Source organism: Erwinia tasmaniensis Et1/99 (genome assembly GCF_000026185.1).
In the GTDB taxonomy this organism is placed as follows: Bacteria; Pseudomonadota; Gammaproteobacteria; order Enterobacterales; family Enterobacteriaceae; genus Erwinia; species Erwinia tasmaniensis.
This window is the reverse complement of the sequence record NC_010694.1, coordinates 574,754-588,755: the sequence shown is the minus strand read 5'-3', so window position 1 is coordinate 588,755 and position 14,002 is coordinate 574,754. Positions and strand designations below refer to the sequence as shown.

16 protein-coding genes are annotated in these 14,002 nt (G+C 58.9%); 14 read left to right on the top strand and 2 right to left on the bottom strand.

The features are described 5' to 3' along the window. Nucleotides 1-108: 108 nt before the first annotated feature. Nucleotides 109-657 (bottom strand): RNA polymerase sigma factor, encoded by a 549-nt coding sequence (locus tag ETA_RS03715; RefSeq protein WP_012440277.1) that lies wholly within the window; start codon nucleotides 655-657, stop codon nucleotides 109-111. 279 nt (nucleotides 658-936) lie between these two features. Here ETA_RS03715 and sctW point away from each other — a divergent pair, with 279 nt between their 5' ends. The 14 genes from sctW to ivy all read left to right on the top strand — a co-directional run bounded on the left by sctW (nucleotide 937) and on the right by ivy (nucleotide 12,746). Then, nucleotides 937-2,103 carry a type III secretion system gatekeeper subunit SctW gene (gene sctW / locus ETA_RS03710; protein WP_012440276.1) on the top strand — a complete coding sequence of 389 codons (1,167 nt, stop codon included), beginning with the start codon at nucleotides 937-939 and terminating at the stop codon, nucleotides 2,101-2,103. Beyond that, complete coding sequence (gene sctV, locus ETA_RS03705; protein WP_012440275.1) at nucleotides 2,104-4,251, top strand: type III secretion system export apparatus subunit SctV; 2,148 nt, start codon at nucleotides 2,104-2,106, stop codon at nucleotides 4,249-4,251. Further along, nucleotides 4,230-5,162 carry a type III secretion system inner membrane ring subunit SctD gene (sctD, locus tag ETA_RS03700; RefSeq protein WP_012440274.1) on the top strand — a complete coding sequence of 311 codons (933 nt, stop codon included), beginning with the start codon at nucleotides 4,230-4,232 and terminating at the stop codon, nucleotides 5,160-5,162. Before sctV ends, sctD begins: the two co-directional genes overlap by 22 nt. Continuing rightward, on the top strand, nucleotides 5,156-6,520 hold the full coding sequence (sctN, locus tag ETA_RS03695; protein ID WP_012440273.1) for a type III secretion system ATPase SctN: 1,365 nt from the start codon (nucleotides 5,156-5,158) through the stop codon (nucleotides 6,518-6,520). The genes sctD and sctN overlap by 7 nt, the downstream gene beginning before the upstream one ends. After that, nucleotides 6,507-6,953 carry a hypothetical protein gene (locus ETA_RS03690; RefSeq protein ID WP_012440272.1) on the top strand — a complete coding sequence of 149 codons (447 nt, stop codon included), beginning with the start codon at nucleotides 6,507-6,509 and terminating at the stop codon, nucleotides 6,951-6,953. The genes sctN and ETA_RS03690 overlap by 14 nt, the downstream gene beginning before the upstream one ends. Then, a complete protein-coding gene (locus tag ETA_RS03685; RefSeq protein WP_012440271.1) occupies nucleotides 6,953-7,429 on the top strand; it encodes a type III secretion system HrpP C-terminal domain-containing protein in 477 nt (158 codons plus the stop codon). The genes ETA_RS03690 and ETA_RS03685 overlap by 1 nt, the downstream gene beginning before the upstream one ends. After that, the gene (locus ETA_RS03680) at nucleotides 7,426-8,442 is read left to right on the top strand and encodes a FliM/FliN family flagellar motor switch protein (RefSeq protein ID WP_012440270.1); all 1,017 of its coding nucleotides are present in this window, start codon (nucleotides 7,426-7,428) and stop codon (nucleotides 8,440-8,442) included. The genes ETA_RS03685 and ETA_RS03680 overlap by 4 nt, the downstream gene beginning before the upstream one ends. After that, on the top strand, nucleotides 8,439-9,092 hold the full coding sequence (gene sctR / locus ETA_RS03675) for a type III secretion system export apparatus subunit SctR (RefSeq protein ID WP_012440269.1): 654 nt from the start codon (nucleotides 8,439-8,441) through the stop codon (nucleotides 9,090-9,092). The genes ETA_RS03680 and sctR overlap by 4 nt, the downstream gene beginning before the upstream one ends. A 7-nt stretch (nucleotides 9,093-9,099) precedes the next feature. Further along, complete coding sequence (gene sctS / locus ETA_RS03670; protein ID WP_012440268.1) at nucleotides 9,100-9,360, top strand: type III secretion system export apparatus subunit SctS; 261 nt, start codon at nucleotides 9,100-9,102, stop codon at nucleotides 9,358-9,360. A 1-nt stretch (nucleotide 9,361) separates the two neighbouring features. Further along, the gene (sctT, locus tag ETA_RS03665) at nucleotides 9,362-10,159 is read left to right on the top strand and encodes a type III secretion system export apparatus subunit SctT (RefSeq protein WP_012440267.1); all 798 of its coding nucleotides are present in this window, start codon (nucleotides 9,362-9,364) and stop codon (nucleotides 10,157-10,159) included. A 1-nt stretch (nucleotide 10,160) separates the two neighbouring features. Further along, nucleotides 10,161-11,243, top strand: a complete 1,083-nt coding sequence (sctU, locus tag ETA_RS03660) for a type III secretion system export apparatus subunit SctU (protein WP_012440266.1) — start codon at nucleotides 10,161-10,163, stop codon at nucleotides 11,241-11,243. 61 nt (nucleotides 11,244-11,304) lie between these two features. Further along, complete coding sequence (locus ETA_RS03655; protein ID WP_012440265.1) at nucleotides 11,305-11,727, top strand: GNAT family N-acetyltransferase; 423 nt, start codon at nucleotides 11,305-11,307, stop codon at nucleotides 11,725-11,727. Between the two features lie 55 nt (nucleotides 11,728-11,782). Beyond that, complete coding sequence (locus ETA_RS03650; RefSeq protein ID WP_012440264.1) at nucleotides 11,783-12,166, top strand: acyl-CoA thioesterase; 384 nt, start codon at nucleotides 11,783-11,785, stop codon at nucleotides 12,164-12,166. Nucleotides 12,167-12,299: 133 nt separating this feature from the next. Beyond that, nucleotides 12,300-12,746, top strand: a complete 447-nt coding sequence (gene ivy, locus ETA_RS03645) for an Ivy family C-type lysozyme inhibitor (protein ID WP_042958609.1) — start codon at nucleotides 12,300-12,302, stop codon at nucleotides 12,744-12,746. Between the two features lie 43 nt (nucleotides 12,747-12,789). Here ivy and ampC read toward each other — a convergent pair whose 3' ends face one another. Beyond that, nucleotides 12,790-13,965, bottom strand: coding sequence for a class C beta-lactamase (gene ampC, locus ETA_RS03640; protein ID WP_012440262.1), 1,176 nt, complete (start codon nucleotides 13,963-13,965; stop codon nucleotides 12,790-12,792). Nucleotides 13,966-14,002 lie beyond the last annotated feature (37 nt).

The following is a 14,002-nucleotide window of genomic DNA, read 5'->3' as shown; positions in this document are numbered from 1 at the left end:
TTTGACCGTCTGCATGCCATCACGTTGCGTTGAGACAGTCGCCGGATGGCAAAGCAGGACACCGTGCAGATCACTTTACGATTTAGCGAATTTTTCGTCTATCCAACTTTAAGAAAATACTGACTGCTTCAGCGAGACGCGCGCGCGCGACAAACGGGAGCGCACCGTACCAATCGGAATATTTAAATGCGCCGCGATGGCCTGATAACTGCCGTCTTTCTCGACCAGCATACTCATCAGACGGCGCGTATCTTCCGGCAACGCGGCGATGGAGTTGAGCGTCGAGGTCAATATGCGCTGATGTTCGGTGATATGGCTGGGATCGTCGCCCTGGACTACCACAATATCGTCTTCCAGTTCATCACAGCGCGGGCGGCCGGACTGGAGGCGAAAATGATTACGTACCAGATTCAGGGCGATACCGAATACCCAGGTTTCTGGCCGTGACGCACCGGCAAACTTATCGCGATTGCGTAACACTTCCAGCCAGGTCATTTGTTCCAGATCCTCTGCATCTTCACGGTGAGAAACACGTTTACGAATAAAGTGATGCACGCGTCGCCCGTGCTCACGAAAAATCCCCTCCCAGTCGATATTGAGCGGCAGCGCATCGCCGATCGATGGTTTTTCTGTCTTCAGCAGGTGAACTTCTGTCATGACATGCTCCATTACTAATTTCATTGACGCCCCAGCGGCATCATGGCTTTAGCAAGGCTTGTGCCAATCAAAAAAATACACACAACTACATGATAGAAAACAATTTATTATTATTGCTTCGCGTAATTTCTGGCAATAAGTTGCCAGAAATTACGCCGGGGTTTGCAATAAATTGCACGGGGCAATCCGGGCTTTTTTTTACTGGCGCATCGCCAGGGAACCGATGCGCTCATCACGCCACACAGTAGCAACTGCTCTCATCATTAAAGGTTCGCCAGGATGAAAATTGCTCCGGTTTTACCCGGCATTCAGCCGTCACATTCCGTCACGCTAAGCGCGCCAGAGGACGCCGCCGTTCCGACCAGCGTTGCGCCATCATCTGCCGCCAGCGCGGCGGCGCGAACGCCCTCCTCACCGCTGGAGGACTCGATGGAAGAAGTCTCCATGACCTTTGCAGAGCATGTGGAGCGGAAAAGCAAGGCGCTAAATCAGCGGCGGGTGGTGGCACAGCCGGGCAGCCGGGCGCAGCAGCATATTGAACGTATTGAAAAGCTGGATGAATTACTCAAGCTGCTGGAACACCCGCAGCATGCGCGTTTAGAAACGCAAAACCAGAAAATGCAAACCCTGCTGCAAAACTTCTCGTCACCGGGAATGGATGCGCTGCTGGACGCGGCGGGCGGCGACCCGGCACGCTGTGACGTGCTGCTGCGCCATACGCTGCTACAGGCGCAGCGCGCGGAAAACGGCGAGCTGGCCAGTAACGCGGCGCAAAGCCTGGAAATGCTGCACAGGGAAAAAGGGGCCGAAGTCAGCGCCGGGCTGAACACCGCCAGCGCAATTGCCAGTTTCAGCACCGACCCTACGCAAAAGCAGGCGATGCGCCAGCTCTATTACCAGACGATCGTTCACCTGCAATCGGGCAATGCGATGCTCGATGCGCTGCTGAACAGCTTCGGTGGTGCGCATTTTAATCAGGGGTTACGCACCTTACAGCGCGCGCTGGCGGATGATATTGCGTCACGCAGCTCTTCCATTCCCAGGCGTGCGCTGCAAAAAATTCTCGGCAGCCTGCAGGATGCCGGCAATATCAGCCAGACGCTGACCGCCAGTAAAACCCTGCTGACGCGGCTGGCAGGCAAACTGCCCGTCAGTCATTTCAGCCCGCTGGAACTGACGCGCCGCCTGTTAAATCTGAGCGGTAACGGGGCGTATCTGCGCGATCTGCAAAACCTCTCGCGTGACGTGGCGGGCCAGCATCCCCAGCATCAGCTGCTGTTTCTGAGTGGCTTAGTGCCGCTGGTTTATCACCTGCCGCTGGGGCTGTGGCGCGATGATAAAAGTAAAAACCGCCAGATGGCGCTGAATCTGCTGCGCACGGTGATTAGCGAATACGCCGGGCAGGAACCGCGCGCCAGCCTGTCACAACCCCGGACGGCGTTATAAATGAGCGCTCTGTTTGTCTGGCTGAATCGCCTCGCCATCAGCGCGATGCAGCGCTCGGAAGTGGTCGGCGCGGCGATCGTGATGTCGATCGTTTTCATGATGATCATTCCGCTGCCCACGGGGCTGATCGACGTGCTGATCGCGCTCAATATCTGCATTTCATCCCTGCTGATCGTGCTGGCGATGTATCTGCCAAAGCCGCTGGCCTTCTCGACCTTTCCATCCGTACTGCTGCTGACCACCATGTTCCGCCTGGCGCTGTCGATCTCCACCACCCGCCAGATCCTGCTACAGCAGGATGCCGGGCATATCGTGGAGGCCTTCGGTAACTTCGTGGTCGGCGGCAATCTGGCGGTCGGCCTGGTGATCTTTCTGATCCTGACCGTCGTCAACTTTTTAGTTATCACCAAAGGTTCAGAACGCGTGGCTGAAGTGGCCGCGCGTTTTACCCTTGACGCGATGCCGGGCAAGCAGATGTCGATAGACAGCGATCTGCGTGCCGGTCTGCTCGAAGCGCATCAGGCGCGCCAGCGCCGGGAAAACCTGGCGAAAGAGAGCCAGCTGTTCGGCGCGATGGATGGGGCAATGAAGTTTGTCAAAGGCGATGCCATTGCCGGGCTGGTAATTGTTTTTATCAATATGATCGGCGGCTTTGCCATCGGCGTGCTGCAAAACGGCATGGAGCCGGGCGCGGCGATGCATATCTATTCGGTACTGACCATCGGTGACGGCCTGATCGCCCAGATCCCCGCCCTGCTGATCTCCCTGACCGCCGGGATGATCATCACCCGCGTTTCCGCCGACGGCCAGCAGGTTGATGCCAATATCGGCCGCGAAATCGCCGAGCAGCTCACCAGCCAGCCGAAGGCCTGGATTATGTCCGCCGCCGGGATGCTGGGCTTCGCGCTGCTGCCCGGTATGCCCACGGCGGTATTTATCATCATCAGCGCCATCGCGCTCGGCAGCGGCCTGTTCCAGCTGTGGCGCACCAGGCAGCAGGATAATCAGCAGCAGGCCGACCAGCTCCAGGCGCAGCAGCTGGCACCGGAAGATAACGGTCATCAGGATCTGCGCCGCTTTAACCCCACGCGGGCCTATCTGTTGCAGTTCAGCCCGGCGCACAGCAACAGCGCAGCGGCCGAATCGCTGATCCAGCATATTCGCCGCCTGCGCAACCGGCTGGTTTATCACTTTGGCTTTACCCTGCCGAGCTTTGATATCGAATTTTCCCCGGCGCTGGACGACGGCGAATTCCGCTTCTGCGTGTATGAAATTCCGCTGGTGACCGCCACCTTCGCCGTTGATCGGCTGGCGGTCAGAAAAAGCAGCATTGAACTCCACGCTGCCGATGGTGACAGTGACGGCCCGATCCAGCCCGGCCAGGCCGAACGCGATGAACATCACTGGTGCTGGCTGCCCCCGCAGCATCCGTGGCTGCAACAGGAGGATCGGCGCTACTGGAACGCCGAACAGCTGATCATGCTGCGGATGGAGCAGGCTATCCACCAAAGCGGCGCGCAGTTTATCGGCTTGCAGGAGAGCAAATCGATCCTCAACTGGCTGGAGAGCGAGCAGCCGGAGCTGGCGCAGGAGCTGCAACGCATTATGCCGCTTTCCCGTTTTGCGGCGGTACTGCAACGTCTGGCCTCGGAGCGCATTCCGCTGCGTTCAGTGCGCACCATTGCCGAAACGCTGATCGAGCACGGCCAGCACGAACGCGACAGCGCCGCCCTGACCGATTTTGTACGCATCGCGCTAAAAGAACATATCTGCCACCAGTATCAGCAGCCAAACGGGCTGGATGCGTGGCTGCTGACGCCGGAAACCGAGGAGTTACTGCGCGACTCGCTGCGCCAGGCGCAGAGCGAAACCTTCTTCTCCCTGGCCCAGGAGTACGGCGTCAACCTGCTGAATCAGCTGCGCAGCGCCTTCCCGCCTTATGACAATCATCAGGCGCTGATCCTCGTCGCCCAGGATTTACGCAGCCCGCTGCGCGCCCTGCTGAAAGATGAGTTTCACGCGGTGCCGGTGCTCTCCTTTGCTGAATTAACCAGTAACGTTGCCATTAACGTACTGGGACGGCTCGATTTACACCAGTCACCGCCCGATTTTCAGGAAAATGATCCATGTATGAATTACGCGTACTGACCGGGCTGCACCGGGGTGCGGCGCTGCCTCTGAGCGGCCAGCAGTGGTGGATTGGTGCCGCGCAGGATGCCGATCTGGCGCTGTTCGATCCCGGCATCAAAGACCGTCACTGCCAGCTGGTCAAAACGGAAAAGGGATGGGAAATCACCGCGCTGGAGGGGCCGCTTAACGACAACGAAGGGCAGCGCCGTGAGCAGCTTACCGACCTGCAACCCGGAACGGCTTTCGCCCTCGGGCATATCTGGCTAAGCATCGTCAGCGCCTCCACGCCCTGGCCGGAAGAGCCGGATGAAAACGAACGGGAAGAGGACGATCTGTTTGTCGCGGCCCCGGCGGCGATGGCTATTACTGCGGCGGAAAGCGACGCTGCGCCAGAGAGGGTGGAAAAGCGCCCGCTGCCGATTTGGGCAAAAGCGCTTTATCTGCTGCTCATCCTGCTGCTGGTGATGATGCTCGGCAGCTGGGTGCTACAGGACAGTCTCGCCTCGCCTTCCGCCCCGCCCGCGCCGGGTAAACCGCTGTTGTCCAGCGTGGAGCGTACGCGCCAGGTGGTCACCAGCATGCTGCTCGATCGCGGCCTGGAAAAAAGCGTGGCGCTGTCATCCGACGGCCACAGCCTGACGCTGTCGGGCAGCATCAGCAGCGAGGACAATCAGCGGCTGGAGCGCATGTTAAGCAATCTCTATCAGCGTTTTGACGTTCAGCTACCGATCCATAACCGGGCGACCGCGGTCAGTACGCGCCTGCCGTTCAACATTGTGCAAATCAGCAGCGGCCCGCACGCCAATATCGTGACCGCCGACGGGCGGCGAATTTTTATCGGCGATGAAATCGACCGACTGCGGCTGGTGGCGATTAACGCCGACAGCATCGAATTTTCCGGGCGTGAAAACATTAAGGTGAAATGGTGATGAGCGCGCTACGCCAGAGCCTGACGCAGTGGGCGCAGCGCCAGCAGCAGCGCCTGGAAGGCTATGCGCCGGTCAGTCGCTACGGGCGCGTGACCGGTATCAGCGGCATCCTGATCGAATGCACCTTGCCGGGCGCGCGCATCGGGGATTTATGCCGCATTCAGCGCAGTGACGGCGGCAGCGTGCTGTCGGAGATCGTCGGCTTCAGCCCGGAGAAAATCCTGCTGTCCGCCCTCGGCGCGCTGGACGGTATCTCCCAGGGGGCCATCATCATCCCGCTGTATCTGCCGCACAGTATTTGCGTCAGCGAGCGGCTGCTGGGCAGCGTGCTGGACGGTTTCGGCCGGGCGCTGGAGCCGGGTGGGCACAGCGCCTTCGCCAAGCCGGGCACTAAAGTGCGCGCCGTACCGGTGCTGAACGATGCGCCGCCCCCCACCGAACGTCCGCGTATCGATACCCCGCTGCCCACCGGGCTGCGGGCGATTGACGGTCTGCTGACCATCGGCAACGGCCAGCGGGTAGGCATTTTTGCCGGGGCGGGCTGTGGCAAAACCACGCTGCTGGCGGAGCTGGCGCGTAATACCCCATGCGATGCCATCGTCTTTGGCCTGATCGGTGAGCGCGGCCGTGAACTGCGCGAATTTCTTGACCACGAGCTGGATGAGGAGTTGCGCAGCCGCACGGTGCTGCTGTGCGCCACCTCAGATCGCAGCAGCATGGAGCGCGCCCGCGCCGCGTTTACCGCCACCGCCATCGCCGAAGCGTTTCGCGCCGAAGGCAAAAGCGTGCTGCTGATCGTCGACTCACTCACCCGTTTTGCCCGCGCCCAGCGCGAAATCGGACTGGCGCTGGGCGAACCACCGGGGCGCGGCGGGCTGCCGCCGTCGGTTTATACCCTGCTGCCACGGCTGGTGGAGCGTGCGGGACAGACCCGGCAGGGGGCGATCACCGCCCTGTATTCGGTGCTGATCGAACAGGACTCGATGAACGATCCGGTGGCCGATGAAGTGCGCTCGCTGATCGACGGCCATATCGTATTGAGCCGCCGTCTGGCCGAGCGCAATCACTATCCCGCCATCGATATTCTCGCCAGCCTGAGCCGCACCATGAGCAACGTTGTCGAACCGACGCATATGCAGCAGGCCGGACGACTGCGCAGCCTGATGGCGGCCTATCAGCAGGTGGAAATGCTGATACGGCTTGGTGAGTACCAGCCGGGGAACGACGGCCTGACCGATGCCGCCGTCAACGCCAATGACATCATCAACCGCTTCCTGCGCCAGTCGATGCGCGCCCCCGATCCTTTTGAACAAACCCAGTATCACCTTGCGGAGGTCAGCGCCCATGCCCCTGATTGATCACGAACTTGATGAGCAGCCGGATATTCAACGGCAAAGTTTGCAGCAGGCGTTAAGCATCCTGATGCCGATCCGCCGTCAGCGCCTGAGCCGCGCCCAGCGCCAGCAGCGCCAGCAGCAGTTGCAGCTGGACCAGGCGCAGGCGCAGCAGCAGACAGAGCAGCAGCAGCTGGTGCGCTACCAGCAGGACTATCAGCACAAGCGCGATGCATTCCAGCAGCGCCAGCCATCGCGGGAAAAACTGACCCGGCGGCTGGCCGGTGAACAGTCGGCCCTCCAGGCGGTGGGGCAGCAGCAACAGCAGTGCCAGCAGGCGCAACAGGCCTGTGAGGAGGCCGAATATCAGCTGGAGCAGGCCGCCCGGCGGGCGCGTGAGCAGCAGAAAGCGGTGGAAAAGCTGGAATACCTGTCTGAACACCTGGAGGAGGCGTGATGAATACCTCGGGATACCCTGACCGGCTGCCGCCCTCTCCGCGCCAGCCCCAGGCGGACGAGCGCTACCGCGATCGCCTGCCACCCGCCAGGCCGCGCCAGCACGATGGCAAAGAGACTTCACCGATCGCGCCAGGTTCCCTATTTTTCGCCTGCGCCAGTGAATACATCCCTGAAAATGAACCCGTGCAGGAGGAAGCGCCGTCTCCCGACTGGCAGATGCTGCATCAGGAACTGCAAAAGCATATTGCAGGAGGTGCAGCGTCAGAATGTGCCTTTACCCTGCTGCTGCCGGAGGCGGGAGAAGTCGATGTCACCCTGGCACCGCGCCAGCCCGTCGGCTGGGATATCTCCCTGCGTTTTCCGCCACAGGTCTGGCGTCACTGGCAGCGCCGGGAAATCCAGTGCCGCCGCCTGTTGAGCCAGTCTCTGAACGGCCCGGTAAAGCTGGCGATTGAGCAGGGAGAAGCGCCGTGAGCGAAGCAGCCCTGCTCAATTTCCCGCGTATCAGCCGCGCCCACGTACGGTCGCAAAACCGCCTCGCCGCCGCTCACCATTACGCTTTTACGCTGGGCGATGAGACCGGCAGGCTCTGTTTACTGCCGGACGGGCAGCAGCAGCCCGCTGAACAGAGCCACTGGCGCTGTGCGCTGGGTGATTTTTCTCTCGGCGATGCCGCGCCGCTGCTCAACCTGCTGTCACGCTCTCCCCTCCCGGCACGGGATGCTCACCCGCCGGAAGACGGCTGGCAGTGGGCGCTGTTCAATCAGTATTTAAGCCCGGAGCTGGCCCTGCTGTTTGGCGAGATCCGGCCAGCCCAGGGGCCTGATAGTGGTGAGGTCAAAGCCAGACTGCACGTCAGGCTGGGCGATCGCCATGCCGAATGCCGGCTGCGGCTGGGCCACGCGCAGCTGGCGCACTGGCTCAGCCAGCCCGGCTGGCAAGGCAGCCCGCCTGCACTACCGGCCGCAATGACCTACAGCCAACCGCTGGTTGCGGGACGAATGACGCTGTCCACGCAGCAGCTGGCGGCGCTCACCGTTGGCGACCTGCTGATCCCCCCCGTCAGCTATTTCACCGCAGATGGCCAGGGCAGCCTGACCGTTGCCGGGCGGCGGTTATACGGTGAGTTGCAGTTGCCCCACCATTTTTTGCTTAACCATTTGGAGAATATCCCCTTGAACAGCGCTGGCGATGATGAATCAACCAACGATCCACAGTCTGAATATCTGAGCGGTGAAGAGAGCAGGCGGTTGGCATCGCTGCCGCTGTCGCTGGAGGTGCGCTGTGGTCGCACCGTTATGACGTTGGGCGAACTGCAACAATTGCAGGCGGGCAGCGTGGTGACGCTGGATAACGTTACGCCGGGCGAAGCCGGCTTGTACCACGGCGACACGCTGATTGCGCGCGGGGAGCTGGTGGATGTGGAAGGCCATCTGGGTTTACAGCTGACCCAGCTGCTGCTGGCATCGCGACAGGTGGCAGAATGAATACCGAGCAATTTGATCCGATGACCTTCGCCCTGTTCCTCGGGGCGCTGTCACTGATCCCGATGCTGATGATCGTCTGTACCTGTTTTTTGAAGATCTCGATGGTACTGTTGATCACGCGTAATGCCATCGGGGTACAGCAGGTGCCGCCCAATATGGCGCTGTACGGCATTGCCCTGGCGGCCACGCTGTTCGTTATGGCCCCGGTGTTTAACCAGATGCAGCAGCAGTTTAGCCAGTCTCCCGCCGATTTATCCAGCATGGATAGCCTGAAGAACAGCGTCACTCACGGCGTGGCCCCGCTACAGAAATTTATGACCCACAATACCGATCCCGACATCCTGATCCATCTCCAGGAAAACAGCGTGCGCATGTGGCCAAAAGAGATGTCGGACAGCGTGAGCAAAGACAACCTGCTGCTGGTGATCCCCGCCTTCGTGCTGTCCGAGCTACAGGCCGGTTTTAAGATTGGCTTTCTCATTTATATCCCGTTTATCGTCATCGATCTGATCGTGTCTAACGTGCTGCTGGCGCTCGGCATGCAGATGGTGGCGCCAATGACGCTGTCACTGCCGCTGAAAATGCTGCTGTTCGTGCTGATCAACGGCTGGACCCGCCTGCTCGACGGCCTGTTTTACAGTTACCTGTGAGGAAAGCATGGACATACTGAATCTGTTCAAACAGGCGATGCTGCTGGTGGTGCTGCTTTCCGCCCCGCCGCTGCTGGTGGCGGTGATCGTCGGGGTGCTGGTTTCACTATTGCAGGCGGTGATGCAGTTACAGGATCAGACCCTGCCGTTCGCCATCAAGCTGGTGGCGGTTGGCGTGGCGCTGGCGCTGAGCGGCCGTTGGATAGGCGTGGAGCTGATCGAGCTGGCGCAGCAGGCTTTTACCATGATCCCGCAGACCAGGGCATAACATGAGCAGCGATGCCATCCACACGGTTTATCAGTTTATCTTTGCGCTGACGCTGGGGGCGGCGCGCATTTACCCCTGCCTGATCCTGATGCCAGTATTTTCTTTCAATATCCTCAAAGGCATGGTGCGCACCGGTGTGGCGCTGGCGCTGGCGCTGATGCCCGCCATCGGACTACAGGCGCAGCTGGCGGTACAGATGCCCGACTGGCCGCAGCTGATTGGCCTGGTGCTGAAAGAAGTGACCATCGGCATCCTGCTGGGGCTGCTGCTGGGAATGCCGTTCTGGCTGTTTCAGTCGGTCGGCGCGCTGTTTGACAACCAGCGCGGTGCGCTGATCGGCGGCCAGCTTAATCCGGCGCTCGGCAGCGACTTCACGCCGCTGGGCCTGCTGCTGCAACAGACGCTGATCCTGCTGCTGATGCTCGGCATCGGTCTGCGCGGCGTGACGCAGATTATCTGGGACAGTTACCGCATCTGGCCGGTGCTGCAATGGCTACCGCTGCCCCATGAGGAGGGATTCCAACAGTATCTGGCGCTGCTGGCGGATACCTTTACCCATATCATTATCTACGCCGGCCCGCTGGTGGCCCTGCTGCTGCTGCTGGATTTCAGCATCGCCATTCTCAGTCTCTACAGCCCGCAGCTACAGGTTTTCGTGCTGTCCGTACCGGCTAAGTGCCTGGTTGGTCTGCTGTTTTTTGTCATTTACATTCCTACGCTGAATGCGCTGGGCGAAGATCGCCTGCTGCAACTGTACGATCTCAGCAAGCTCATGCCGTTAATCCTCGGAGGTCGCTAACGTGGCGGAAAAAACGGAAAAGCCCACGGCGAAAAAACTACAGGATGCGCGCCGTAAAGGTCAGGTTCCGCAAAGTCAGGACGTTCCCAAACTGCTGATTTGCGCCGGGCTGGTGGAGACCGTGCTGGCGCTGGACGATGTCGGGATGCAAAAGCTACAGGCGCTGATGAGGCTGCCGCTGGCGCGCATTGGTCAACCTTTTGAACTGGCGTTAAGTGAAGTGGTGAGCAGCGCCCTGGTTCTGGTCGCCACCTTCTGTGGCCTGACGGTGGCGATAGCGGCGCTGCTGCGCATTATCGGCGGCTGGATCCAATACGGCCCGCTGTTCGCGCCGGAGGCGCTGAAGCCAGACTTCAACCGCCTGAACCCGATCAACCAGTTCAAACAGATGTTTTCCGTCAAAAAACTCAGCGAGATGTTTAACAACATTGTTAAAGCCGCCGCCATCAGCACCATTTTTTATCTGGTGCTGACGCCGGATCTCGAATCGCTGGCCCGGCTGGCCTATGGCGATCTGGACAGCTTCTGGCCCGCCGTGGAAGTGCTGCTCACCCGCGTTTCGCGCCAGACGCTGCTGACGCTGCTGGTACTGACGCTGCTGGACTTTGGCCTGCAGAAATACTTCTTTATCAAACAGCAGCGCATGAGCCATCAGGATATCCGCGATGAACATAAACAGTCTGAAGGCGATCCGCATATGAAAGGCCACCGCCATGCGCTGGCGCATGAGTTGCTCAACCAACCGGCGGCAGCGGTTAAGAGCAAGCCGGTCGAAGAGGCCGACCTGCTGCTGGTTAACCCCACGCACTATGCGGTAGCGCTCTATTATCGCCCTGAACTGACGCCGCTGCCGCGCATTATCTGCAAGGGGGAAGACGGCGAAGCGAAAGCGCTGATTGCCCGTGCGCAGCAGGCCAATATTCCGGTTATCCGCTTTATCTGGCTGGCGCGCACGCTTTATCGTTCGCAGGAAGGGCAGCTGATCCCGCGCCATACGCTCCAGGCGGTGGCCCAGGTTTATCGCGTGCTGCGTCAGCTGGAAGGCCAGATCAACGATGAGGTGATTGAACTGGAGGCAGAATAGCCGGAACTTTTCGCCGCCGTTCACCACACATCTCCTGAAAAATGCACGAGGAACATGGCCGATGAATATGAAGGTGACCGCCACACCGCACCCTGAAGACGTGGATTGTATCCGTCAGAAGCTGATGGCGTTCAATGCACAACATGTTGATATTGGAGAAATAAAAGAGCTGGCCGTTTTCCTTGATGACGATGACGGCAGCAAAATAGCCGGGCTGCTCGCCACCACTTGGGGAAACTGGATGCATCTTCATTTTTTATGGGTCGAAGAAACGCGACGCGGCGGTGGCCACGGTGCCAGGCTGCTACGGGCTGCGGAGCTTGAGGCCATCGCGCGCGGCTGTTGCCGCGTTTGTGTCGATACCTTCAGCTTTCAGGCGCGAGAGTTTTATGAAAAGCAGGGCTACCGGCTGCAAATGACGCTGGAACAGATGCCGCACCACCACCACCGTCAGCATTATCTGATTAAATGGCTGGATGATTAGACCCGAAGACCGACCCTTGTTAACCTGTTTTAAAATAAGCCATAAAGGAATAATCATGTTTTGCAAACACTATGACGTTGACCCGAACCATGTTGATTTTCAGGGCGTGGTCGATGGCCTTTACTATCCGTTTTATTTTGAATGGGCGCGTCATGCTTATATGGCGGAGAGCCTGGGGCTGGAGCTTGAGGAAGAATTTAAGCAGGGCCGCATTCATATGCTGCTGGAATTTACCCTCAAGTTTAAGAAGAGCCTGAAAGCGGATGATAAGGTCGTCGTCACCTGTCAGCCGCAGAAAAATGAAAAGCGTAGCCGGGTGAATTTCTTCCAGCAGATTTTGGTTAACGACGTGGTTTATGCCGAAGCGGTCTTTACCGCCACCTGTTTAATCAATGGCCGACCCAGCGTGCCCGCCGGCCTCGCTGAAGTCATCGCATAAACCCCGTGCTTTGCAGGCGCTGCGTCAGCGCCTGCCTCGCGGTGAGCGACCGGCAGAAAATTTTGCGGCTGTACCCGAAAAACATGCTAGTTTTGACCAGACATGATGACACCCCATGCAAGGAGCTACCGCCGTGAAAAAGTCACTTATTGCCCTCATCCTCTCTCTCACCACGCTCTCCGCTTACGCGCAAAACGACCTTACCGTCAGCGACCTGGCAACCAACAAAGAGACAAAGGACACATTCAAAAAAATGGTGGGAAAACACCCGTTGCCGCGCTGGGTCACGCAGGGTGGAACCAGTTCACGGAACCAGCAGGTGGAAATTGGCGATAAAAAATTTATGGTGCTGAATGCCTGTAAGCCCCATGACTGCGCGGCGCAGAATATTGCCGTGCTTTACTCCCCCGAATCAAAAAAAATGGCCGGGGTCTTTTCTACCGTAGATGAAAAAGCATTCAGCCAGACGCTAATTTGGCTGAATATTGATGACGACCTGTCCATTGATGGCAAAACGGTGCTGTTTGCTGCCCTGACGGGCAGCCTTGATAACCATCCGGACAAATTCAACTTCCAATAATCTTTTAGTGCAGGTGGCAGATTGGGTCCGCCACCTGCATTTTTTATGGCCGGTCGGCCAGAACCTTAAGGATCTGCCAGGCCGCAGCAATACGATCGGGATTGGGGTAATTTTTGTTAGCCAGCATCACAATACCCAGCTGCTTTTCCGGGATAAAAGCAATATAGGCACCAAAGCCGTTAGTGCTGCCGGTTTTCTGCACCCAGGATGAGGCAACGGCAGACTGCGGTGCCTTGAGCGCGCTGGCAGGCCTGGCCTGCAAAGCCATCTCGTTACCGCTACCGGCGATCACTTCAGCAGGGACGATAGGCCAGTCCACCATTTCCCATCCCAGCCCCTGGTACATATTGCCGATGCGGTAATAGCGTGACTGCGCGCGGGTAATTCCCTTTGCTAACACTTTGTTTTCTGGAGACAAGCCTGCCGGATTGATGTTCGCCTGCATAAATTTCATCATATCCCCGGTGCCCGACTTCACCCCATAGGCCTCCGCATCCAGCATTCCCGGCGTAACGCGCACCGGCTTTCCGTCCTGATATCCCCACGCGTAGTTGGCCTGCGCCGATGGCGGAACCGTAATAAAGGTTTGGGTTAACTTCAGCGGCTGTAATACCGATTTTTTCAGGTAGTCAGCATAATTTAGGCCGCTGTTCTTCACCGCCAGCGCGCCGAACAGGCCAATGCTGGCGTTGGAATAATTGCGCATGGTGCCCGCAGGCCACTGCGGCTGCCACCCTTGATAATAGCGCCACAGCCCTGCGGGATCTGTCACCGCATCCGGCAGCTGAAGCGGCAGGCCGCCAGCGGTGTAAGTCGCCAGATTGAGCAGGGTTATCTTCTGCCACTGCTCACCCTTAAGCTCCGGGCTGTGCTGCGCCACCGTATCATTGAGATTAATCAGGCCACTCTGCACGGCAACCCCTCCAGCGACTCCGGTAAAGGTTTTGCTCACCGAACCCAGTTCAAACAGGGTATCTTGCGTGACCGCGCGCTGGTGCTCCGTTTCCGCTACGCCATAATTAAAAAACTGCGGCTGACCGTGATACAGCACCGCCACCGCCATACCGGGGATCTGCCGTTTTTCCAGCAGGGGCTTGATGGTGTTATCTACCAGCTGCGTTATCTGCTGCTGCGTCATTGGGGCAGCGGCGGCGTGTAACCAGGGGGCTGCGGCAAAGGCGGTGCCCAGCAGAAGCGTATTAAGCGATTTTTTCTTCATGGCATGATCTTCCATTAGTGACGGTGGGAGGTGTTCC